Source organism: Promicromonospora sukumoe (assembly GCF_014137995.1).
Taxonomy (GTDB): Bacteria; Actinomycetota; Actinomycetes; order Actinomycetales; family Cellulomonadaceae; genus Promicromonospora; species Promicromonospora sukumoe.
Genome location: NZ_JACGWV010000002.1, coordinates 146,621 through 168,124, shown reverse-complemented (window position 1 = coordinate 168,124; position 21,504 = coordinate 146,621). Strand labels below are relative to the sequence as shown.

Genomic DNA, 21,504 nt, shown 5'->3' with positions numbered 1-21,504 from the left:
GGGAGCATCCGACGAGAGGACCCGGACATGACCGTCTACACCCTGCCTGACCTGCCCTACGACTACGCGGCGCTCGAGCCGCACATCAGCGGGCGCATCATGGAGCTGCACCACGACAAGCACCACGCCGCGTACGTGGCCGGCGCCAACGCCGCGCTCGACGCGCTGGCCCAGGCCCGGGAGAGCGGCGACCTCGCCTCGGTGAACCTGCACGAGAAGAACCTCGCGTTCAACCTCGGCGGCCACACCAACCACACCGTGTTCTGGAACAACCTCTCGCCCGACGGCGGCGGGGAGCCGGACGGGGAGCTCGCGGCGGCGATCATCGACCAGTTCGGCAGCTTCGCGGCGTTCCAGGCGCACTTCGCCGCCGCGGCCACCGGCATCCAGGGCTCGGGCTGGGCGGTGCTCGGCTGGGACAGCATCGGCGGGCGGCTGCTGGTGTTCCAGCTCTTCGACCAGCAGGCGAACGTGCCGCTGGGCGTCACCCCGCTGCTCATGCTCGACATGTGGGAGCACGCGTTCTACCTGGACTACCTCAACGTCAAGGCGGACTACGTCGCGGCGTTCTGGAAGCTGGCGAACTGGGCCGACGTCGGCGCCCGGCTCGACCGGGCGCGAGCCGCCACCGGGGGTCTCCTGACGGCGGTCTGAACCGCGCTCCGGCCTCGCTTTGGTCAGGCGGGCCGGATCGGTCTAGACTGACGGCGCTCGCCCCCACCAGGGCGAACGCCTTTGGGGCTGTGGCGCAGCTGGTAGCGCACCTGCATGGCATGCAGGGGGTCGGGGGTTCGAGTCCCCCCAGCTCCACCCACGAGAACGCGGGACACCGACGGGTGTCCCGCGTTCTTGCTTTTCCGGTCGCAACATTGTCCTGTCGCGGCCTTTTCCTGTCGCGGCGCGGCGTTCCAGGGCAGGGTGTCCTCCGAGGAGGTGGCCGATGCGGACGGGCTCGACACGGCAGCCGGGGACCTGGCAGGTCCTGCGGGAGTCGCTCGACGGCGCCGTCGTGCTCCCCGAGGACGAGGGGTACGACGCCGCACGCCGGCTGTTCAACGGGCGGTTCGAGCACCTGCGGCCGGCGGCCGTCGCCTACCCGGAGCACGCGGGCGACGTCGCCGAGTGTCTCGCCCTGGCCCTGCGGTCGGGTGTTCCCGTCGCGGTCCGCAGCGGCGGGCACTCGTACGCGGGCTGGTCGGGCGGGACCGGCCGCCTGATCGTCGACGTCAGCCGTCTTGCGGGGGTCGACGTCGCCGGGCGGACGGCGACCGTCGGGGCCGGCGCGCGGCTGGGCGCCGTGTACGACGGGCTCGCCGCGCACGGCGCGACCGTCCCCGCGGGCACCTGCCCCACGGTCGGCATCGCGGGGCTCACGCTCGGCGGCGGCCACGGCGTGATGTCGCGGGCGTACGGCCTGACCTGCGACAACCTGGTCCGCGCCACCCTCGTGACCGCCGACGGCCGGGAGATCGTCTGCGACGACGAGGACGACCCGGAGCTGTTCTGGGCGCTGCGGGGCGCCGGGGGCGGCACGTTCGGCGTCGTGACCGGGCTGGAGCTCCGGACGCACCCGGCCGGGCCGACGGCGTCGGCGGACCTGGCCTGGGCGTGGCGGGACGCCCGCCGGGTGCTGACGGCCTGGCAGCAGTGGGCGCCGTCGCTGCCCGACCATGTCTGGACGGCCCTGCGCCTCCAGCGCGCCGCAGACGGCCCCACGGTCTCCGTGACCGTGTTCAGCCTGGGCGACCGGGACGAGCTCGACGGCCTGGTCGACCGGCTCCCCGGCGGCGCGCTCGACGTCGTCGTGCGCGAGGAACCGCACGCGGACGCGATGCGCCGGCTCGGGGGCGAGCCTGCCGCGGAACGGGACACCGCCGAACCGGACGCCGCGCCGGACGGCGAATCCGGTGCCGCGCCGGAAGCGCATCCCCACAACTACGACGTCCGCAGCCAGTTCCTCCGGCGGTCGCTGCCGCCCGCTGGTGTCGAGGCCGCTGCCCGGGCCGTCGAGGCGGCCGGGCCGGGCATCGAGGCGGTTGTCGCCGTCGTCGCCCTGGGTGGGGCGACCAACCGGGTCGCGCCGGGCGCGACCGCGTTCGTCCACCGGGACAGCCTCTTCCTGGTGCAGCACGAGGCGTACTGGACGCCGTCGGCCCTGCGTGGGCCCGCCGAGATGGCCGCGGCGGAACGGGCTGCGGGCGACTGGCTCGTCTCTGTGCACGATGCGCTGCGCCCGTACGCCTCCGGCGAGGCCTACCAGAACGTGCCCGACCCGCGCCTGCCCGACGCGGAGCGCGCCTACTACGGGGAGGCCGTCCCCCGGCTGCGCCGGGTGCGGCAGCGGCTCGACCCCGACGGGGTGTTCAGTCGCCCCCAAACGATCTGAGCCAAGGACATGAGCGAGGGTGGGAAGTGACGGAGAGGGAGCCGATGGACAAGGCCGACTTCAAGAAGAGCCTCGACGCCTACCAGGCGAAGCGGGACCAGTTCCGGCTCGTCGACGTGCCCGAGCAGTGGTACCTGATGATCGACGGGCACGGCGACCCGAACACGTCGCCGGCCTTCGCCGAGGCGATCGAGGTGCTCTACCCGGTGGCTTACACCCTCAAGTTCGCGAGCAAGCGCGAGCTCGGGCGCGACTACGTCGTCATGCCCCTGGAGGGGCAGTGGTGGGCGCAGGACATGGCCGCCTTCACGTCCCAGCGGGACAAGTCCCGCTGGGACTGGACCCTGCTGATCATGCAGCCGGACTGGACCACCCCGGAGATGTTCGACGCCGCCGTGGCGAAGGTCGACGAGAAGGTCAGGGCGAAGGGCGGCCCGGCCCGGCTCGGCGACGTCCGCCTGGAGACGCTGGCCGAGGGGCGGTGCGTGCAGACGCTGCACGTCGGCTCGTTCGACGCCGAGGCCGGGACGCTCGCGCGGATGCACGACGAGTTCATCCCGGGCCGCGGGCTGCGCCGGACCGGCCGGCACCACGAGATCTACCTCAGCGACTTCCGCAAGGTGGCGCCCGAGAAGCAGCGGACCATCCTGCGGCAGCCGGTCGAGGAGGTCCGCGGTTGACCGCCCATGGGGCCGCGGGCCTGCGCCGCACCTACCTGAACCTCGGCCTGGGCGAGCTGGCCGCCGTGGTGGTCTTCGTCGTCGTCCGGCCCGGGGTCGCGGCCCGGCTGGGCGATGACGGCGGGCCCGCGCTGTGGTGGGCCATGACGCCGTTGCTGGTCGTGCTGCTGCAGGGCAGCGCCTACTGGCTCGCCGCGCGCGCCTGGTTGCCCGGCTCCGGGCGCTTGGGGAGCCCGCGGCGGGGTACGGGGCGACGCGGGATGCCGCGTCCCGTCGCCCTCACGTACCGGGCGTTCCGCCTGCTGAACCCGGTGCTGCTGGCGGTCTGTCTGGCGGGCCTGCTGCTGTCCGGCGCCGACGGCGGAGCCCTGGTGGTCTGCCTGCTCGTCTGGGCCTTCGGCGTGCTGGAGTACGTGAACTACTTCGTGGTGCGGCTGTCGTACCCGGTCGCCCGGTGGTTCGCGCTGGTCGGCCGACGGCGGACGCCCGCCCTGGTCCGGGACGTCGCCCGGACGCTCGGTGCGCCGGCCGCGGCCGGCGTCGTCCACCCTGGGGCTGACGACGCCGTCCACCCGGGGCCCGATGCCGGGGGCGGCGTGCGTCGGTAGTTTCGTGGCCATGACCACGACCGCCGACACCTCGTCCGCCCGCGCCGACCTGTACCGCCCGCTGGTGCGGTCCGGGATCGTGGTCGTCCTGAGCTTCCTGCTGGGCGGCCTGACGTCGTACGCCCAGGGGTTCCTGCCGGACGCCTTCGCGTCCTTCGCCAACTCGGCCAGCGGATGGACGGTGCTCACGGCCCTGCTCGTGTACTGGTCCCGGGTCCGCACCGCGCCGGCCGCCGTGCTGGGCGCGGTGAGCTTCGTGCTGCTCGTGCTCGGATACACCGTCGCGGCCGACCTGCGCGGGTTCTACTACGACCCGCTCCTGTTCTCGGTGGTCGGCGTGGTGGCCGGCCCGTTCGTCGGCGTCGCCGCGTCCTGGCTGCGGGCCGACGGCGTCCGCGCGGCGTTCGGCACGGCGCTGCTCGCCGGCATCGGCGTGGGCGAGGCGGTCTACGGGCTGACGATCATCCGGGAGACCACCAGCCCGGTCTACTGGACGGTGATCGGCGTCGCCGGCCTCGCGCTGCTGGCCGGCGTGCTCGTGCGCCGCGTCCGGGGCGTGCTGCCGGTCGCCCTGGCCGTGGGCGGGACGGCGGTCGTCGCGGCTGCGTTCTACCTCGCCTATTCCAGCCTGTAGACGCACCGGCGGGGCGGCCTACGGTCCGACCAGGCGGTCCAGCAGCCGGTCGAGCAGTGCGTCCGCGCGCGACGCGGCGCTCGCGTCGATCAGCAGCGTCTGCGCCAGCCCGCTCGCGGCGGCGACGATCAGCTCCGCGTCCAGGTCGGCTGCGCTGTCGGCCGCGCCGTTGGTCGCGCTGCCGGCGGCGTCGTCGGCCGGGCTGCCGGCTGACTGTGCGCCGCCCGCGCTGGCCGCCGCCCCTGCTCCCGCCCGCCGGAGCTGGTCCGCGATAGCGGTGACCAGGTACCGCGGCGCGCCCAGCGTGTCCTCCGCGACGACGTCGGAGGCCGTGAGTGCGGCCGTGTGGAAGGCGTTGAGCACCACGGTGTCCTGGCGCCGCTCGGCGTCCGTCGGCAGCAGCTCGACGAGGATCGCCTGGATCACGTCGCGCGGGGCAGGGTCCCCACCGAGGGCCTCGAGCCGGCGGGTGAACCGGGCTCCGGCGTCGGCCACCACGGCCTGGTGGGTGGCGAGCAGGAACTTCCGCTTGGTGCCGAAGTAGTACTGGACCAGGCGGACCGAGATGCCGGCCTCCGCCGCCACGGACTGGAAGGTCGCCGCCCCCAGGCCCTCGCGTGCGACGACGCGTCGGGTGGCGTCGGTGATCTGCGTCCGCCGCTGATCGTGGTCGGCCAGTCGAGGCATGCGGTCCCGCCCTCTCGTCCTTTTTATGGTATGTCTGCACCATCATAAGTGATACGTTCATATCACCAAACCCACGGAGGGCATGCCATGGTCAGGATCGGACGCTTCAGGAGCGACGCGGCGCGCGACACCTACCTGCGCGCCTATGCGGCGATGGAAGGGCTGTGGCCGGTGCCGTCGATGACGGCCGACGTGCCGACCGCCTACGGGACAACGCATGTCCGCCGCTCGGGCTCCGGCGACGGGCTGCCGCTCGTGCTGCTGCACGGCTACGGCGGCAACGGCCTGTACTGGCACGACGTGGTGGAGGCCCTCGCCGGCGACCGCGCCCTCGTGGCTCTGGACACCGTCGGTGCGGCCGGGCGCAGCGTGCAGAGGGCGCCCCTGCGCGGCGACGCCGACTACGGCGCCTGGTTCGCGCAGGTGCTGGACGGGCTGGGCCTCGGCCGGGTCCACGTGCTGGGGGAGTCGCTGGGCGCGTGGCACGCGACGCTGGTGGCACTGCACGCCCCGGACCGGGTGGCGAGCGTGTCCCTGATCGAACCCAACGGCGTGGTCACGCGCACGCCGTTCCGTGCCCTGGTGAGGATGCTCCGGTTCGGGGTCAACCCCACCGACGAGGGCTGGCGCAGGATGAGCGAGTGGCTGGCGCCGGGAACTCACCCGACCGACGCGGAGCGGGCGTGCATGAAGGCCGCGCAGGGCTACCGGACCGCGGCCGGGTGGGCGCGGCCGCTCAAGGACGCCGAGCTCGCGTCGCTCGCCCCTCCGCTGCTGGCGCTCTACGGCGAGCGGTCGGTGGTCTCCGAGCCGTATGCCGCTCGACGCCGCCTCGCGGAGCGCCTGCCCTCGGCCGAGGTCGAGATCTTCCCCGGGGCTGGGCACGGCGTGCGCGGGCAGGTGCCGGACCGGGTGGCCGCCCGGGTCTCGCGATTCGTCGCGCGGCACGACACCTCGGCGCGCGTCGATCGTTGAGCAGGCTCGGGCCAGGTGCTGGTCAGGGCGTGACGGGCTGTTTGAGAATCGTTCTCATTTCTGGTTGACTCCTCCTCGGTAACGAGAATGATTGTCATTCTAGATGGAAGGAGCGGGCGGCCTCGGCCGCCCGACCAACGATGAGAAACCACACCACCCGCGCGGCCGCAGGCCTCGGCGCGGCACTGTCCCTGGTCCTGCTGAGCGCCTGTGCCACCGAGGGCGACCCGGCCGGCTCGGCCTCCGGGTCGGCCTCGGCCGAGGCCGACGGTCACGACGAGCACGAGGAGGGCGCCACCGAGGCCCAGGCCCGCACGGCCCGCCTCGCCGTCACGTACGACGGCGGCGTCGTGGTGCTCGACGCGATGAGCCTCGAACCCGTGGGCGAGGTCGAGCTGGAGGGCTTCACCCGGCTGAACCCGGCCGGCGACGAGCGGCACCTGATGGTCTCCACGACCGGCGGCTTCAAGGCCCTCGACCTGGGCTCCTGGGCCGAGGCGCACGGCGACCACGCCCACTACTGGACGGCCGAGCCGAGCCTGACCGACGTCACCTACGAGGCGTCCGAGCCCGGGCACGTCGTGGTCCACGAGGGCCGCACCGCCCTGTTCGACGACGGCACCGGCCTGGTGCGCGTGCTCGACTCGGCGCACGTGGCGGACGCCGACGCGGCGGCCCGCGAGTACACGACGCCGTCGGCCCACCACGGCGTGGCCGTCGAGCTGACCGACGACACCCTCGTGATCTCCGAGGGCACCGAGGACGCCCGCACCGGCATCCGGGCGCTCGACGGCGACGACAAGGAGATCGCGGCCTCCGACGAGTGCCCCGGCGTGCACGGCGAGGCCGTGGCCGCCGACGAGGCCGTCGTCATCGGCTGCGAGGACGGCGCGGTGGTCTACGCGGACGGCGAGATCACCAAGGTCACCTCGCCCGACGCCTACGGCCGCATCGGCAACCAGGCCGGCACCGAGGCGTCGCCGGTCGTGCTGGGCGACTACAAGAAGGACAAGGACGCCGAGCTCGAGCGGCCCACGCAGGTCTCGCTGATCGACACCCGGACCGGCGACCTCCAGCTCGTCGACCTGCCGTCGTCGTACACCTTCCGGTCCCTCGCGCGGGGCGACGACGGCGAGGCCCTCGTGCTCGGCACGGACGGCCAGGTGCACGTGATCGACCCGGAGTCCGGCAAGCTCACGCAGTCGATCCCCGTGATCGACGAGTGGGAGGAGCCGACCGAGTGGCAGGAGCCGCGTCCGGCGATCCTGACCCTGGACGGCTCGGTCTACGTGACCGACCCGGCGAACGACTCGATCCACGCGGTGGACGTCGAGACGGGTGAGGTCTGGAAGTCCGCGGAGCTCGGCGTCACCCCGAACGAGCTGAACGGCGTCACGGGCGGGGAGCCCCACACCCACGAGGCCCACTGACCCTCAGGGCAGACGTGCGCCCCGCTGGTCGAGCTTGTCGAGACCGTTTCGAGGTCTCGACAAGCTCGACCAGCGGGGTTTCGCCCGTCCGGGGGTGGGTCAGGGCGTCTCGAAGAAGGTGCGGAGGTCGGCGACCAGGACGTCCGGGACCTCCATCGCCGCGTAGTGGCCGCCCGTCGGGTACTCGGACCAGTGCTCGATGCGGGCGTTGTCGCGGTCGGCGAACGCCCGGATCGTCTTGAAGTCGTCGGCGAAGACGGCGACGCCGATGCGGCCCTGGCTCACCACCGGCTCCGCCCCGGACCGTGCCTCGCTGTAGTGGTAGCGCACCGAGGTGGCCGACGTGTTGGTCAGCCAGTACAGGCTGACCTGCGCCAGGACCTGGTCGCGGGAGACCAGGCTCGTGCCGTTGCCGAAGCTCTCGAACAGCTCGTTGTAGGCGAGCTGCCCCACCGGCGAGTCGCTGAGCCCGGCCGCCACGGTCTGGGGCCGGGAGCCGTTCATCGTGTTGTACGCGCCGACGCTCTGGAACCACTGCAGGTGCTCCAGCGCCGCGAACTCCTTGGGGCCGAAGCCGTCCATCTCGCCGTCGGCGCCGGTCGGGAACGAGAAGAGCTGGAGCACGTGCGCGCCCAGGAAGCCCTCGGGGTCGAGCACGGCCAGCTCGCGGCTGACCATGGCGCCCGCGTCGCTGCCGTGGGTGCCGTAGGACTGGTAGCCGAGCCGGCGCATCAGGGTGTCCCAGGTGCGGGCGACGCGGGCCATGGTCCAGGTGCCGCCGTCGGCGGGCTGGCTCAGCGGGGTGCTGAAGCCGAAGCCGGGGATGGACGGGACCACCACGTGGAAGGCGTCCTCGGCGCGGCCGCCGTGGGCAACGGGGTCGGTGAGCGGGCCGATCATGTCGAGGAAGTCGAGCACCGAGCCCGGGTAGGTGTGGGTCAGCAGAAGGGCGCGGGCGCCCGGCTCGGCCGAGCGGACGTGCAGGAAGTGGACCGTCTGGCCGTCGATCTCGGTCAGGAACTGGGGGAACGCGTTGACGCGCTCCTCGACCGCGCGCCAGTCGAAGCCGTCGCGCCACTGCTCGACCGACTCGCGCAGGTAGGACTCGGGCGTGCCGTAGTCCCAGGAGTCGCCGGGCGCGGCCGGGGCGAAGCGGGTGCGGGCGAGGCGGTCGTTCAGGTCGTCGAGGTCGGCCTGGGGGATGTCGATGCGGAAGGGGCGGATGCTGGTGTCGTTGGTGTTCATGTCTCCGACACTACGAGCGGTTCAGGAACGGTTCTTTCCTCTATTCTGAACCGGTCCCAGAACTTTTTTCAGATGCTGGTTTCGGATGCCGGTGAGGAGCGGAGATGACGACGACGGCGGGGCGGCTGCTCGCCCTTCTCGGCCTGCTCCAGTCCCGCGCCGAGTGGTCCGGGCCGGAGCTCGCGACGCGCCTCGACGTCACGGACCGCACGGTGCGCAACGACGTCGCGCGCCTGCGCGAGCTGGGCTACCCGGTCGACGCCGTCCGCGGGCCGGGCGGGCGGTACCGGCTCGGTGTGGGCGGCAAGCTGCCCCCGCTGGTGCTCGACGACGAGGAGGCGGTCGCCATCGCGGTCGGGCTGCGGGCCGCGACCGCCGTGGTGGGCATCGAGGAGTCCAGCGCCCGCGCGCTCGGCAAGCTGGAGCAGGTGCTGCCCGACCGGCTGCGCCGTCAGGTCGCGGCGCTGCGGGACGCGACGGAGGCCGGGCCCGTGAACACGGACAGCAACGTCGAGGACCCCGCCGTCGACCCCGCGCTGCTCACCGAGCTGGCCGCCGCGATCCGGGACCACCAGGGGCTGCGGTTCTGGTACCGCGAGGAGCCGCGGGAGGTGGAGCCGGTCCGGCTCGTGGCGTGGCAGCGCCGCTGGTACCTCGTGGGGCGGGACGTCGGCTCGGGCCGCTGGGAGCCGTACCGCGTGGACTGGCTGGAGCTGCGCCGTCCGGGCGGACGCCGCTTCACGCCCGTGGAGCCGCCCTTCGACCTGACCGAGTTCGTGGTGCGCGAGGTGGCCCGCACGGGCTGGGCGGTGCACACCCGGATCGTCGTGCACGCCCCGGCGCACGAGGTGCTGGAGCGCATCAACCCGGCCGTCGGCACGGTCGAGCCGCGGGACGAGGCGACGTGCCTGCTGGTCACGGGCGGGGACAGCATCGAGACGGTGGCCGTGTGGATCGGCATGCTCGGGCTCGACTTCACGGTGGCGGGACCCCCGGCCCTGCTGGACCACCTCGGCGTGCTGTCCCGCCGGTACGCGGGGGCGGTCAGCGGCGCGTCAGGTGTCCCTGCTCGATGACGTGGCTGAGCCGGTCGCGCGTCTCGGCGAGCTCGCGCATCCGCTCGTCGATCTTGTCCCGCTCGGCCGCCAGCAGGTCGAGCATGTCGGCCGACGCCATGCCGGTCTCCATGCACGGCATGATCCCCGAGACCGCCTTGCTGTTCAGCCCCGCCGCGTACAGGAGCTGGATCAGCCGCACGCGGTCGACGGCGTCCTGCGCGTACCGGCGCTGGCCGGCGGGGGAGCGCTCCGAGTCCAGCAGCCCCTGTTCCTCGTAGTACCGCAGCGCGCGCACGCTCACGCCCGTGCGCGTGGCGACCTCGCCGATCCGCATGTGTCCTCCAGATCACACCGGCAGGGCCCGGTCGGCCCTTGCCCCTGACGTCAACGTCAGATTCTACGGTGCTCGTGGCGGGGCCGTCCGGCCTCGCGCCACACCGAGCACCAAGGAGCAGGACCATGGACATCGCCGGATCCGTCGCACTCGTCACCGGGGCCGACCGCGGCATCGGCCGGAGCTTCGCCGCCGAGCTGCTGGAGCGCGGGGCGACCGTGTGGGCCACCGCCCGCCGCCCCGAGACGGTGGACCTGCCGGGCGTGCGGGTGCTGCCGCTCGACGTCACCGACCCGGCGTCGGTCGCCGCGGCGGCGGAGGCGGCGTCGGACGTGTCGCTGCTGGTCAACAACGCCGGGATCTCCGTCCAGCAGAACCTGGTCGCGGGCGACGTCGACCGGACGCGGCAGGAGATGGAGGTGCACTACTTCGGCACGCTGCACATGATCCGGGCGTTCGCGCCCGTGCTCGCCGCGAACGGCGGCGGCGCGATCGTCACCATGCTCTCGGCGCTCTCGTACGGGCACTTCGACGGCGCCAACTCCTACGCGGCCGCCAAGGCCGCGCAGTGGAGCCTGGTCGACGCCGCCCGGCTGGAGCTCGCAGCGCAGGGCACCCTGGTCACCGGCACGTACGTGGGCTCCGTGGACACCGACATGATGGCCGGCTGGGACGTGCCGAAGGTGCACCCGGCCGACGTCGCGCGGGCGGCCCTCGACGCCGTCGCCGCGGGGGAGACCGAGGCCCTGGTCGACGACGACGCCCGGGGTGCGCGCGCCGCGCTGGCCGCGCGGCTGGCGGTCACGGGAGTGCGCTAGGCCGGCGTCTCGCGCAGGCCCAGCATGCCGCGGAGCATCGCCGCGAGGATGCGGGCCAGCCGCGGCTCGACCTCCACCAGGGCGTGCGAGAGCAGCGGGTCGGACCGGTAGAGCTCGGCGACCTCGGCGCCCGGGGTGGCGATCTGGTGGAAGGTCCCGGCCAGCGAGGTCGCGGCCGCCACCAGGTCGACGCCGTCCTGCTCGGTCAGCCCGGGCAGGGCGGCGCGGACCGCCGGGACGATCTGCCCCAGCCCGTCGCGGGTCGTGAGCTTGAACTCCCGGACCTTCTCGACCGACACGTTCCGCTCCAGGTTCAGCGGCGTCTGCGCGAGCAGGTCGCAGAACATCCCGCGTCCGGCGAGGGTCGAGGCGAACGCCGCGGCGACGGCGTCGGCCCGGGTACCGGCGTCGGCCCCTTGCTGCCCGACGGCGCGCACCCGCGCGGCGAGGTCCGGCGCCCAGTCCTGCCAGCCCTCCGCCGTGAGCCGCAGGAAGATCTCCTCGCGCGTCTCGAAGTACCGCAGCATCGCGGACTTGTGCATGTCCACGGCGGTGGCGATGTCGGTCAGCGTCACCTCGCGGATGCCGCGCTCGGAGCCGAGCCGGCGGGCCGCGTCGAGGATGGCCGCCTCCCGGACGCGCTTGGCCTCGGGCGAGCGCGCTCGCTGGAAGTCGCGTGTCGTCATGCTCACATCTTAGCGCAACGGGGTTGCGTAAGTTAGAGAAACGGTGTTTCGTTAACGCCATGCAGCAGACATGGTTCATCACAGGTTCCTCGCGTGGCTTCGGCCGCGCCCTCGCTCTCGCCGCGCTCGCCGCGGGTGACCAGGTGGCAACGACCGCCCGGCGTCCCGAGCAGCTCGACGACCTCGTCGCGCAGTACGGCGAGCGGGTGCTCCCGCTCCGGCTCGACGTCACCGACCCCGCCGCCGTCCGCGCGGCGCTCGACGAGGCCGCCGCCCGGTTCGGCGGCATCGACGTCGTCGTCAACAACGCGGGCTACGCCAACGTCGCCCCGATCGAGACCGGGGACGACGCCGACTTCCGCACCCAGTTCGAGACCAACTTCTGGGGCGTCTACAACGTGTCCAAGGCCGTGATCCCGCTGCTCCGCAAGCAGGGGAGCGGCCTCGTGATCCAGTTCTCGTCGGTCGGCGGCCGCGTCGGCGGGTCGCCGGGCATCGCGTCGTACCAGGCGGCCAAGTTCGCCATCGACGGCTTCAGCCGCGTGCTCCGCGTCGAGACGGCGCCGTTCGGAGTCAAGGTGCTCGTCGTCGAGCCGAGCGGCTTCCGCACCGACTGGGCCGGCGCGTCCATGACCGTGCACGATGCCCCGGCAGGGTACGAGTCCACGGTCGGCGCCATGAACACGCGGATGCGTCAGGCCGGCGCGGGCGCCGCGGGTGACCCGGCGCGGGCCGCCGAGATCCTGGTGGCGGTCGCCAAGCACGACGACCTGCCCGACAACCTGCCGCTGGGCGTCAACGCCACGGAGATGTCGGTCGCGCAGGACCGCCGGCTCCTGGCGTCGGACGAGCGGTGGGGCGACGTGAGCAGGTCGGCGGACTTCGGCCAGCCCTTCCCGGCCGCCCTCCCGAAGGCCTGAAAGATCCGGCCTGCTCATCTGTGATCGTCATCGTGCTCATCTGTTAGCCTGACGGCTGTTCAACGGAGTCGGAAGGCGGCGGAGGAGCACGATGACGGCACTCGACGAGGAGACCGTGGGCAGCCTGGTGGCGTCCGCGCCGGACGGCGCAGACCTGACGGTGCCCACCTATGACCGCGACCGGCTCACCACCGGGATCGTGCATCTCGGGGTGGGCGGCTTCCACCGCGCGCACCAGGCGATGTACCTGGACCGGCTGATGGCCGAGGGCAAGGCGCTCGACTGGGCGGTCTGCGGCGTCGGCGTGCTGCCGGGCGACGCCCGTATGCGCGACGCGCTGGCCGCCCAGGACGGCCTCTACACGCTGGTGCTCAAGCACCCGGACGGGCGCCTGGAGGCGCGCGTCATCGGGTCGATCAAGGAGTACCTGCTCGCCCCCGACGACCCGGAGGCCGTGCTGGAGAAGATGGCCTCGCCCGAGGTCCGCATCGTCTCCCTCACGGTCACCGAGGGCGGCTACAACATCCACCACGTGACCGGCGAGTTCGACCTGGCGGACCCGGCGGTCGCCGCGGACCTGGCCGACGGCGCCGTCCCCGCGACGACGTTCGGCCTGGTCACCGAGGCCCTGCGCCGACGGCGGGAGCGTGGCGTGCCGCCGTTCACCGTGATGAGCTGCGACAACATCCAGGGCAACGGCGAGGTCGCGCGCCGCGCCTTCACCACGTTCGCCCGCGCGAAGGACGCCGACCTGGCGGCGTGGATCGAGACCGAGGTCGCGTTCCCGAGCTCCATGGTGGACCGCATCACGCCGGTGACCACCGACGCCGACCGTGCCCTGGTGGCCGAGCGGTTCGGCGTCGACGACGCCTGGCCCGTCGTGGCCGAGCCGTTCGAGCAGTGGGCCCTGGAGGACACCTTCCCGACGGGGCGGCCGCCGTTCGAGGACGCCGGCGTGCAGGTGGTGCCCGACGTCGAGCCCTACGAGCTGATGAAGCTCCGCCTGCTCAACGCCAGCCACCAGGCCCTGTGCTACGTGGGCTACCTGGCCGGTCACCGGTACGCGCACGAGGTCGCCGGGCAGGACGTGTACGCCCGGTTCCTGCGCGGGTACATGGACCGCGAGGGCACGCCCACGCTGGAGCCGGTGCCCGGCATCGACCTGGACCAGTACAAGGCCACGCTGATCGAGCGGTTCGCGAACCCGCACGTGGCAGACACCCTGGCGCGGCTGTGCGCCGAGTCGTCCGACCGCATCCCCAAGTGGCTGCTGCCCGTGGTGCGGCACCACCTGGCCACGGGCGGGCCGATCGAGCACGCGGCGCTCGTCGTGGCCTCCTGGGCCCGGTACGACGAGGGCACGGACGAGGCCGGCGAGCCCATCGAGATCGTGGACCGGCTCGCCGACCGCCTGCACCGCGCCGCCCTCGCGCAGGCGGAGGACCCGCTGGCGTTCCTGCGGGACCGCGAGGTGTTCGGCGACCTGGTCGACGACGAGCGCTTCACCGCCGCCTACACCGCGGCGCTGGACGCCCTGCACGAGCAGGGCGCCCGCGCCACGGTCGAGGACCTGGTCGCCCGGGGCTGACTCGCTGTCGCTGGTCGAGCTTGTCGAGACCCGGGTCTCGACGAGCTCGACCAGCGGCGTCGGTCAGCTCGGGGCTAGCTCGGGGCGATGATCTCCAGCGCCGCCGCGGCGGCGTCGTCGACCACCAGGGTGTCGGCGACGCCGCCGTTCACCGCGGCCAGCAGGCCGGGCGCGACGGCGGACCCGTAGCCGATCGCGATGACGCGGGGCGTGCCGGTGAGCTGTTCGAGTGTCACGCCCACCACGCGCTCGTCGAGGCTGGTGCGGACGGGCCTGCCCGCGGCGTCGAACAGGCGGCCCGAGCACTCGGCGACCGCGCCCGCGGCCGTGGCCGCCTGCTGCTCCTCGACGCTGATCTGCGGGAACACCGTGGAGGTGCGCTCGGACCAGTTGCCGATCGCGACGACGGCGACGTCGAGGTGGTCGGCCCGCGCGAGGGCGTCGGCGATCTCGGGCTGGCGGCGCATGCCCGCGGCGGTCGCGGCGTCGGCCACCAGGAGCGGGGACCAGACGGGCCAGGTGCGCACGCCCGGCATCTGCGCGAACGTGCTTATGAGCGCCAGGGAGTTGCCGCTGCCCTCGACGGGCAGGGCGCCGACGAGCTGCACGACGTCGCACTCGGGGAGCTGCCCGATGTGCCGCACCGCGGCCTCGACCGTGCGCGACCAGGACACCCCGACGGTCATGCCCTCGGTGATCTGCTCCCGGGCGGTGCGCGCGAGCGCGACGGCGACGTTCTCGCGCGTGGCGGCCGGGTCCGGGCCGCTGGGCGCGACGAGGATCTCACGCGCGCCGAGGCGGGCGGCCAGGCGCGCGCCGCGCTCGCCGTCGACCCCGGGCGCGTTGATCTCGATGCGCACCACGCCCTGCTCCCGGGCCTGCGCGAGCAGCCGGGCCACCTGGAAACGGGAGATGCCGCGGTCACGGGCGATCTCGACCTTCGACTTGCCGTCGAGGTAGTAGTCGGTACTCACCTCGACCATGAGGTTCGTGTCGTTCGGGGTCACCTTCGTCCTCACTCCCGCGAGTGGTGGCGGGAACCATTTGAGCGACTTCTGAGTGGGGGCCTTGCTCACCTGAGCATACCGAACTAGTCTGCGGATGCAGATGAGCAGTTAAAGATTCTCAGATGAGCGCGGCGGAGAGGCTGCGCCGAGGAGAGGACGAGGATGTTCCGACCTCCGAGGGGTAACTCGGTGAGATGGGCGGCGGCCGCCGCGACGGCGGCCACCGCGCTGGCCCTGTCCGGCTGTGCCGGGGCGGGAGCCGTGGGCGGGGACGACGGCGAGCAGATCGTGGTCGCGATCGTCTCCAACCCGCAGATGCAGGACGCGATCTCGTTGCAGGACGAGTTCCGTGCCGCGCACCCGGGCGTCGACGTGCGCTTCGTGTCGCTGCCCGAGAACGAGGCCCGCGCCAAGATCACGGCGTCCGTGGCGACCGGCGGCGGTGAGTTCGACGTCGTCATGATCTCCAACTACGAGACGCCGATGTGGGCCGAGAACGGCTGGATCGAGAACCTGCAGCCGTACATCGACGAGACGGAGGGCTACGACGCCGAGGACTTCGTCCCCAGCGTCCGCGAGGCCCTCTCGCGCGACGGCGACATGTACTCGGTGCCGTTCTACGGCGAGTCGTCGTTCCTGGCGTACCGCGCCGACCTGTTCGAGCAGGCGGGGCTGGACATGCCCGCCAACCCGACCTGGGACGAGGTGCGGGAGCTGGCCGCGGAGCTGAACGAGCCCGCCGAGGACTTCTCGGGCATCTGCCTGCGCGGCCTGGCCGGCTGGGGCGAGGTCATGGCGCCGATGAGCACCGCGATCAACACGTTCGGCGGCGGCTGGTTCGACGAGGACTGGAACGCCACCCTCGACTCGCCCGAGAGCCGTGAGGCCATCGAGACCTACATCGACACCGTGCAGACCTCCGGCCAGCCCGGCGCCGCGACGTCCGGGTTCGGCGACTGCCTCACCCGGTTCGCCCAGGGTCAGTCGGCCATGTGGTACGACGCGACGTCGATGGTCTCGTCCATCGAGGACCCTGCGTCCTCCACCGTGGCGGGCAAGGTCGGCTACGCGCCCGCGCCGGTCGCGGACACCGAGTCGGCGGGCTGGCTCTACAGCTGGTCCCTCGCCATCCCGTCCACGAGCGAGCACAAGGACGCCGCCTGGGACTTCGTGTCCTGGATGACGAACAAGGAGTACATCAAGACCGTCGGCGAGGAGATCGGCTGGGAGCGGGTGCCCCCGGGCAGCCGGCTGTCCACCTACGAGATCCCCGAGTACGCCGAGGTGTCCGAGGCCTACGCCGACGCGACCCTGGAGTCGATGAACGGGGCCACGCAGGAGGCCGCGATGACCCACCCGGTGCCCTACCCGGGCATCCAGTTCGTGGGCATCCCGGAGTTCCAGGACCTCGGCACCCGCGTGGGCCAGCAGATGTCCGCGGCGATCGCCGGACAGGTCACCGTGGACGAGGCCATCGCACAGTCGCAGCGCTACGCCGAGACCGTGGCGGAGACCTACCGGGCCCAGGAGGGGAAATGAGCACCTCGACCATCGACCGGCTGGAGAGCTCGCGCCGGGCGGCCCGCGCCTCGGCGGCGGAGCGGTCCATCAGCAAGGCCGAGGGGTGGCGCCGCCGCGGCCCGCTCCTGCCGGCCCTGATCTTCACCGTCATCGTCACGCAGCTCCCGTTCCTCGTGACGATCTGGTACTCGCTGCGCGGGCAGAACCTGCTGCGGCCCGGCGAGGACATCTTCGTGGGCCTGTCGAACTACATCGACATCGCCCAGGACTCGACGTTCCGGCAGACCGCGCTGAACTCGGTGGTCATCACGCTGGGCTGCGTGCTCGTGGCGATGGTGCTCGGCATCGTGCTGGCGCTGCTGCTGGACCGGCCGTTCTTCGGCCGGGGCGTGGCCCGCACCATGCTCATCACGCCGTTCCTGGTGATGCCGGTGGCGACGTCGGTGCTGTGGTCCGTCGCGCTGCTCAACCCCACGTACGGCCTGTTCAACTGGGTGCTCGGCGTGTTCGGCATCGAGGCGGTCGACTGGACGTCGACCTACCCGATCATCGCGATCCTGATGGCGCTGGTCTGGCAGTGGACGCCGTTCATGATGCTGCTGGTGCTCGCCGGGCTCCAGGCCCAGGCGAAGGACGTGCTGGAGGCCGCGTCGGTCGACGGCGCCGGCCCGTGGCGGGTCTTCCGCTCGATCACGCTGCCGCACCTGCGTCGGTACATCGAGCTGGGCGTGCTGCTCGGCGTCATCTATGTGGTCAACACGTTCGACCAGATCTACCTCATGACGGCGGGCGGGCCCGGTACGGCCAGCGCCAACCTGCCGTTCTACATCTACCAGCGCGCGTTCCTCGGGTTCGACATCGGGCAGGCCGCCGCCATGGGCGTCGTCGTCGTGATCGCCACGATCATCGTGGCCTCCGCCGCGCTGCGCCTCATCTTCCGCAGCTTCGAGGTCAAGGAGTGAGCATGTCCGACGTGACCCGGGCGTACCGCCGTCGAGCCACGGGTGGTGTGCTGACCACGCTGACCTGGCTGCTGGCGCTCGCCTTCTTCTTCCCGGTCGCCTGGATGGCGGCCACCGCGTTCAAGCAGGAGAACCAGGCGGCGTCCGACCCGCCCACGTGGTTCTTCACGCCCACGCTCGACCAGTTCCGCGCCGTGATCGAGGGCGGGTCCGGCGTGTACGTGGCGAACTCCGCCATCGCGACCGGCGTCTCGACCGTGCTCGTGCTGCTGCTGGGCATCCCGGCGGCGTACGCGCTGTCGATCCGGCCCGTGGAGAAGGTCAGCGACGTGCTGTTCTTCTTCATCTCCACCAAGATGCTGCCCGTCGTGGCCGTCATCGTGCCGATCTACGTGGTGGCCGGGCAGCTCAAGGTGCTCGACAACATCTGGACCCTGGTGGTCCTGTACACGGCGATGAACCTGCCGATCGCGGTGTGGATGATGCGGTCGTTCTTCCTGGAGGTGCCGGGGGAGGTGCTGGAGGCGGCGTCCGTCGACGGCGCCGGGCTGATGCGGACCCTGCGGTCCGTGCTCATCCCGATGGTGGCCCCCGGCATCGCCGCCACGGCGCTGATCTGCGTGATCTTCTCGTGGAACGAGTTCTTCTTCGCCCTGAACCTCACCGCCTCCCGGGCGGCGACGGTGCCGGTGCTCATCGTGTCGACCATGACGAGCGAGGGCCTGTTCCTGGCCCGGCTGTGCGCGGCGGCGCTGCTGGCGTCGCTGCCCGTGATCATCGCGGGCTGGGTGGCGCAGAAGCAGCTCGTGCGCGGGCTGTCGATGGGTGCGATCAAGTAGGGGCAAGTAAGGGGTTGGTCTACCCAGTGATTGGGCCCGAAACCACGTCGGTTTCGGGCCCAATCGCTGGGTAGACCAATGTGCTGCGGGGGCGGGGCGGGGCTGACGGCGGCCTGCGGCCGGGTGGCGGTGGTGTGGACGTCGGCGGCGTCAGGGGCGGGCCGACGGCGGCGGCGTTGGTGGTGGTGTCGGCGGCGTCGGCGGTATGGGCGGGGCCGCTGGACTGAGGTTGGTTCAGCAGGCTGGGGGCGACCGTTTGGCGGGCGGATGCGGCCGTCTGGAGCCTGCTGAACCGAAGTCAGCAGCCGAGGCGGCGGCTGGAGTCAGTGGTTGTGCGAGGCGGCCGGAGTCCGTGGTCGGGGTGAAGTGCCGGGAGTCGGCAGAATTCCCTACTTTTTCTGTCGGGTACTTGCCGGAGAAAATCGGGCACCGTTCGATGGGCGGCATGCGCCTTGGATCAGATCAACGGAGACCTGTCCGCACCGCCTGGGTCGCGGCGTGCGCCGCGGCCGTGCTGGCCGGGGGCCTCGGCCCTGTCGTGCCGGCGGTTGCCGACGCCGACGTCGGCACCGTCGCTGACGCCGCCGCCGGTGTCGCAGTCGCGACGTCCGACGCCGCCGACGTCGCGACGTCCGTCGCACGGCCGACTGCTGCCGTACCGCCGACGTCGGCCGGGCTGCCGTCCGACGCCACGCCCGCCACCTACACCAACCCCGTCTCCGCCGGGGTGACCGACACCTTTCCCGACCCCGCCGTCATCCGCGGCAAGGACGGCGCCTGGTACGCGTACGGCACGCAGAACCCGGTGTTCAACAGCCAGGGCGAGCCGGGGGAGCGCATCCTGCCGATCCTGCGCTCCACGGACCTCGTGACCTGGGAGTACGCGGGCGAGGTGATCCAGTCCGACGACGTCCCCGCCACGTGGCGCGACAACTCGCGTGCCTGGGCGCCCGACATCCGCTACGTCGACGGCGAGTACCTGCTCACCTACGGGCTCTCCACGGGCGGCCTCGCCGTGGCCACCGCGCCGACGCCGACCGGCCCGTGGACCCACGGCGACGAACTGCTGGTGCCGTCGGCGCCGATCGACGGCTGCCCCACCGGCAACATCGACCAGGCGCTCTTCACCGACGACGACGGCACCCTCTACCTGTACTGGGGCAGCTACGACGTGCTCTGCGTCTCGGAGCTGACGCCCGGCGCGGGCGAGCTCACCGGACCCGTGACCCAGGTGGCACAGGGGCGGCGTGCCGAGGGCGCGTACGTGGTGCGGCACGACGACCTCTACTACCTGATGTACTCCGACGCGGGCTGCTGCGAGGGCGCGTTCAGCGGCTACACCGTCAAGGTGGGGCGCAGCGACAGCCCGGTCGGCCCCTTCGTGGACGACGACGGCACCGACCTCATGGCCGAGTCGAGCAAGGGCGGCTACGTGCTGACGTCGAACGGCGACGGTTACGCCGGACCGGGGCACCACTCGCTGATCACCGATCTGGCGGGTCAGGACTGGATGGCATACCACGCGATCCCGGAGGCGGACCCCGACTTCCCGCCCGTGGACACCCGCAACGGCGTGCTGAACCTGTCCAAGCGTCCGTTGATGATCGACCGCCTCGACTGGATCGACGGCTGGCCGGTCGTCAACGCGGGCGCCGGACCGTCGTCGGGCCCGCAGCGGGCGCCGGTGACGAGCGGCCCCGTGAGCAGCACCTTCGCGGACGGCTCCCTGGCCGGCTGGCGGGCCGGCGGCGACGTCGTCGTCGGGCAGGAACCGGACACCGGGCCGTACGCCGCCCTCGACGGGGCGACCCTGACCAGCCGGGACCGCGCTGGCGGTGACCTGCGCGCCCAGGCTGACCTGCGCGTCGCGGACGACGACGGCGCCGCGGGACTCGCGCTCGGCACGGGCGCCGGGCGCGTGACCGCCTGGGTGGACCGGGCCGCCGGCGAGCTGCGTCTGGAGACGGGTCGCGGGCCCAGGGCGCAGCGGGCGGCGACGCCGCTGCCGGACAACTTCCCGTACGGGGACTGGAACGTCGTGACCCTCGACCGGGAGGCGCGCTCGGGCGCGTACACGGCCACCGTGTCGGCCGACAACCTCAAGGAGCCGCTCGGCAGCGTCGGCCTCACGGTGCGCGGGGCCGCCGGCCGCGTGCCGGTGGGCGTCACCGCGCGGGGCGCGGCCGCCGCCGACAACGTGAGCCTCGTGCCCGCCGCGCGTCCCGTGACCGAGCGCGTGCCCGACCCGCAGCCGGGCGCGCTGCTGCCGGAGCACTCGGACGAGTTCGACGGCGACGTCGTGCCCGGCACCGGCGCGGCCAGGACCGGCGCGGACGGCGCCGGCGCGGAAACCACCGGCGCAGCCAACACCGGCTGGACCTGGGTGCGCGGCCCCGCTGCCGGCGTCCGCCTGGACGACGGCGCACTGACCTGGCCCACCCAGAACGCGGAGCTGTACCAGGGCACCAACACCGCCTCGGTGCTGACCCGCGACGCCCCCACCGGCGACTACCTGGTCGAGACGAAGCTGACTCTCGACGGCGTGGGCGTGAACCGGCAGGCCGGGCTCGTGCTCTACGCGGACGACGATCAGTTCGTGAAGCTGGTGCACTCCCAGCTCGGCCTGCTGCGCAAGCCCGGCAGCGCTGCGCAGACGGTGGAGTTCACCAAGGAGGCGGCCCGGACGACCAGCACCCCGCCGTCGGCCGCGTACAGCGCCCCGATGTTCGGCCCGGCGCCGGGGGAGACCACGTGGCTGCGGCTCGCCGTGCACCGGGACGCGGCGAACGCGGAGTACGAGGTGCGCATGGCGTCCAGCACCGACGGCGAGACGTGGCGGTGGGGCGGCGTCTGGACCCTGCCCGACGACCAGCCCCTGCGCACCGGCCTGGTCGCGATGAACACGGCGGGCGCGACGGCCACGTTCGACTACGTCCGCACGTACGCCCTCCCCTGACTCATCATCGCCGGTCGAGCTTGTCGAGACCCGGGTCTCGACAAGCTCGACCAGCGGATGGGTGTCTCGACCGGCGGACGGGGGTCTCGACAAGCTCGACCAGCGTCGAGCGAGAGTTCTGGTTGAATCCGACGGAATTGGTCGTGTTTTCTGCCGGGTCGTTGACGGAA

Annotated in this window: 20 protein-coding genes and 1 tRNA gene; 16 read left to right on the top strand and 5 right to left on the bottom strand. The window is 72.5% G+C overall.

From position 1 onward, the window contains the following. Positions 1–27 precede the first annotated feature (27 nt). The 6 genes from FHX71_RS18000 to FHX71_RS17975 all read left to right on the top strand — a co-directional run bounded on the left by FHX71_RS18000 (position 28) and on the right by FHX71_RS17975 (position 4,308). Positions 28–654, top strand: coding sequence for a superoxide dismutase (locus FHX71_RS18000; protein ID WP_182618912.1), 627 nt, complete (start codon positions 28–30; stop codon positions 652–654). Between the two features lie 83 nt (positions 655–737). Further along, a tRNA-Ala gene (locus tag FHX71_RS17995) sits at positions 738–810 on the top strand. 130 nt (positions 811–940) lie between these two features. Continuing rightward, positions 941–2,386, top strand: coding sequence for an FAD-binding oxidoreductase (locus FHX71_RS17990; RefSeq protein WP_182618911.1), 1,446 nt, complete (start codon positions 941–943; stop codon positions 2,384–2,386). Between the two features lie 44 nt (positions 2,387–2,430). Beyond that, positions 2,431–3,066: a GyrI-like domain-containing protein gene (locus tag FHX71_RS17985; protein ID WP_182619928.1), complete on the top strand. Its 636-nt coding sequence runs from the start codon at positions 2,431–2,433 to the stop codon at positions 3,064–3,066. Then, the gene (locus tag FHX71_RS17980) at positions 3,063–3,674 is read left to right on the top strand and encodes a hypothetical protein (RefSeq protein ID WP_220490185.1); all 612 of its coding nucleotides are present in this window, start codon (positions 3,063–3,065) and stop codon (positions 3,672–3,674) included. Before FHX71_RS17985 ends, FHX71_RS17980 begins: the two co-directional genes overlap by 4 nt. A 10-nt stretch (positions 3,675–3,684) precedes the next feature. Further along, a complete protein-coding gene (locus FHX71_RS17975) occupies positions 3,685–4,308 on the top strand; it encodes a DUF6518 family protein (protein ID WP_182618910.1) in 624 nt (207 codons plus the stop codon). An 18-nt stretch (positions 4,309–4,326) separates the two neighbouring features. Here the strand turns inward: FHX71_RS17975 and FHX71_RS17970 are convergent, their stop codons facing one another. Then, positions 4,327–4,995, bottom strand: coding sequence for a TetR/AcrR family transcriptional regulator (locus FHX71_RS17970; protein ID WP_182618909.1), 669 nt, complete (start codon positions 4,993–4,995; stop codon positions 4,327–4,329). An 87-nt stretch (positions 4,996–5,082) separates the two neighbouring features. On the opposite strand from FHX71_RS17970, the gene FHX71_RS17965 reads away from it, so the two are divergent. Beyond that, positions 5,083–5,970 carry an alpha/beta fold hydrolase gene (locus FHX71_RS17965; RefSeq protein ID WP_182618908.1) on the top strand — a complete coding sequence of 296 codons (888 nt, stop codon included), beginning with the start codon at positions 5,083–5,085 and terminating at the stop codon, positions 5,968–5,970. 140 nt (positions 5,971–6,110) lie between these two features. Continuing rightward, positions 6,111–7,400 carry a zinc metallochaperone AztD gene (gene aztD, locus FHX71_RS17960; RefSeq protein ID WP_182618907.1) on the top strand — a complete coding sequence of 430 codons (1,290 nt, stop codon included), beginning with the start codon at positions 6,111–6,113 and terminating at the stop codon, positions 7,398–7,400. Between the two features lie 99 nt (positions 7,401–7,499). Here aztD and FHX71_RS17955 read toward each other — a convergent pair whose 3' ends face one another. Beyond that, positions 7,500–8,645 carry an epoxide hydrolase family protein gene (locus tag FHX71_RS17955; protein WP_182618906.1) on the bottom strand — a complete coding sequence of 382 codons (1,146 nt, stop codon included), beginning with the start codon at positions 8,643–8,645 and terminating at the stop codon, positions 7,500–7,502. 104 nt (positions 8,646–8,749) lie between these two features. Here FHX71_RS17955 and FHX71_RS17950 point away from each other — a divergent pair, with 104 nt between their 5' ends. After that, positions 8,750–9,721 (top strand): helix-turn-helix transcriptional regulator, encoded by a 972-nt coding sequence (locus tag FHX71_RS17950; RefSeq protein WP_182618905.1) that lies wholly within the window; start codon positions 8,750–8,752, stop codon positions 9,719–9,721. Here the strand turns inward: FHX71_RS17950 and FHX71_RS17945 are convergent. Beyond that, positions 9,690–10,037, bottom strand: coding sequence for a MerR family transcriptional regulator (locus FHX71_RS17945; protein WP_182618904.1), 348 nt, complete (start codon positions 10,035–10,037; stop codon positions 9,690–9,692). The genes FHX71_RS17950 and FHX71_RS17945 overlap by 32 nt on opposite strands. 125 nt (positions 10,038–10,162) lie before the next feature. On the opposite strand from FHX71_RS17945, the gene FHX71_RS17940 reads away from it, so the two are divergent. Then, the gene (locus FHX71_RS17940; protein WP_182618903.1) at positions 10,163–10,855 is read left to right on the top strand and encodes an SDR family oxidoreductase; all 693 of its coding nucleotides are present in this window, start codon (positions 10,163–10,165) and stop codon (positions 10,853–10,855) included. Here FHX71_RS17940 and FHX71_RS17935 read toward each other — a convergent pair. Then, a complete protein-coding gene (locus FHX71_RS17935; RefSeq protein ID WP_182618902.1) occupies positions 10,852–11,541 on the bottom strand; it encodes a TetR/AcrR family transcriptional regulator in 690 nt (229 codons plus the stop codon). The genes FHX71_RS17940 and FHX71_RS17935 overlap by 4 nt on opposite strands. 59 nt (positions 11,542–11,600) lie before the next feature. On the opposite strand from FHX71_RS17935, the gene FHX71_RS17930 reads away from it, so the two are divergent. Together FHX71_RS17930 and FHX71_RS17925 are read left to right on the top strand one after the other, a co-directional pair. After that, positions 11,601–12,461: an SDR family NAD(P)-dependent oxidoreductase gene (locus FHX71_RS17930; RefSeq protein ID WP_182618901.1), complete on the top strand. Its 861-nt coding sequence runs from the start codon at positions 11,601–11,603 to the stop codon at positions 12,459–12,461. 91 nt (positions 12,462–12,552) lie between these two features. Beyond that, on the top strand, positions 12,553–14,049 hold the full coding sequence (locus tag FHX71_RS17925) for a mannitol dehydrogenase family protein (protein WP_182618900.1): 1,497 nt from the start codon (positions 12,553–12,555) through the stop codon (positions 14,047–14,049). 74 nt (positions 14,050–14,123) lie between these two features. Here FHX71_RS17925 and FHX71_RS17920 read toward each other — a convergent pair whose 3' ends face one another. Then, entirely contained in the window at positions 14,124–15,056 is a 933-nt protein-coding gene (locus tag FHX71_RS17920; protein WP_182618899.1) for a sugar-binding transcriptional regulator, read from the bottom strand. Between the two features lie 189 nt (positions 15,057–15,245). Here FHX71_RS17920 and FHX71_RS17915 point away from each other — a divergent pair, with 189 nt between their 5' ends. From FHX71_RS17915 to FHX71_RS17900, 4 genes are all read left to right on the top strand, one after another. Further along, complete coding sequence (locus FHX71_RS17915; RefSeq protein ID WP_312877104.1) at positions 15,246–16,595, top strand: ABC transporter substrate-binding protein; 1,350 nt, start codon at positions 15,246–15,248, stop codon at positions 16,593–16,595. After that, entirely contained in the window at positions 16,592–17,539 is a 948-nt protein-coding gene (locus FHX71_RS17910) for a carbohydrate ABC transporter permease (RefSeq protein ID WP_182618897.1), read from the top strand. The genes FHX71_RS17915 and FHX71_RS17910 overlap by 4 nt, the downstream gene beginning before the upstream one ends. A gap of 2 nt (positions 17,540–17,541) precedes the next feature. After that, positions 17,542–18,378, top strand: a complete 837-nt coding sequence (locus FHX71_RS17905) for a carbohydrate ABC transporter permease (protein WP_182618896.1) — start codon at positions 17,542–17,544, stop codon at positions 18,376–18,378. A gap of 445 nt (positions 18,379–18,823) precedes the next feature. Continuing rightward, positions 18,824–21,334 (top strand): glycoside hydrolase family 43 protein, encoded by a 2,511-nt coding sequence (locus tag FHX71_RS17900; RefSeq protein ID WP_220490184.1) that lies wholly within the window; start codon positions 18,824–18,826, stop codon positions 21,332–21,334. Positions 21,335–21,504 lie beyond the last annotated feature (170 nt).

Coding starts and splice junctions, on each gene's coding strand:
- FHX71_RS17970 (WP_182618909.1), bottom strand. CDS start 4,995: ATGCCTCGACTGGCCGACCACGATCAGCGGCGGACGCAGATCACCGAC.
- FHX71_RS18000 (WP_182618912.1), top strand. CDS start 28: ATGACCGTCTACACCCTGCCTGACCTGCCCTACGACTACGCGGCGCTC.
- FHX71_RS17925 (WP_182618900.1), top strand. CDS start 12,553: ATGACGGCACTCGACGAGGAGACCGTGGGCAGCCTGGTGGCGTCCGCG.
- FHX71_RS17930 (WP_182618901.1), top strand. CDS start 11,601: ATGCAGCAGACATGGTTCATCACAGGTTCCTCGCGTGGCTTCGGCCGC.
- FHX71_RS17965 (WP_182618908.1), top strand. CDS start 5,083: ATGGTCAGGATCGGACGCTTCAGGAGCGACGCGGCGCGCGACACCTAC.
- aztD (WP_182618907.1), top strand. CDS start 6,111: ATGAGAAACCACACCACCCGCGCGGCCGCAGGCCTCGGCGCGGCACTG.
- FHX71_RS17905 (WP_182618896.1), top strand. CDS start 17,542: ATGTCCGACGTGACCCGGGCGTACCGCCGTCGAGCCACGGGTGGTGTG.
- FHX71_RS17985 (WP_182619928.1), top strand. CDS start 2,431: ATGGACAAGGCCGACTTCAAGAAGAGCCTCGACGCCTACCAGGCGAAG.
- FHX71_RS17945 (WP_182618904.1), bottom strand. CDS start 10,037: ATGCGGATCGGCGAGGTCGCCACGCGCACGGGCGTGAGCGTGCGCGCG.
- FHX71_RS17940 (WP_182618903.1), top strand. CDS start 10,163: ATGGACATCGCCGGATCCGTCGCACTCGTCACCGGGGCCGACCGCGGC.
- FHX71_RS17950 (WP_182618905.1), top strand. CDS start 8,750: ATGACGACGACGGCGGGGCGGCTGCTCGCCCTTCTCGGCCTGCTCCAG.
- FHX71_RS17900 (WP_220490184.1), top strand. CDS start 18,824: ATGCGCCTTGGATCAGATCAACGGAGACCTGTCCGCACCGCCTGGGTC.
- FHX71_RS17990 (WP_182618911.1), top strand. CDS start 941: ATGCGGACGGGCTCGACACGGCAGCCGGGGACCTGGCAGGTCCTGCGG.
- FHX71_RS17935 (WP_182618902.1), bottom strand. CDS start 11,541: ATGACGACACGCGACTTCCAGCGAGCGCGCTCGCCCGAGGCCAAGCGC.
- FHX71_RS17975 (WP_182618910.1), top strand. CDS start 3,685: ATGACCACGACCGCCGACACCTCGTCCGCCCGCGCCGACCTGTACCGC.
- FHX71_RS17910 (WP_182618897.1), top strand. CDS start 16,592: ATGAGCACCTCGACCATCGACCGGCTGGAGAGCTCGCGCCGGGCGGCC.
- FHX71_RS17955 (WP_182618906.1), bottom strand. CDS start 8,645: ATGAACACCAACGACACCAGCATCCGCCCCTTCCGCATCGACATCCCC.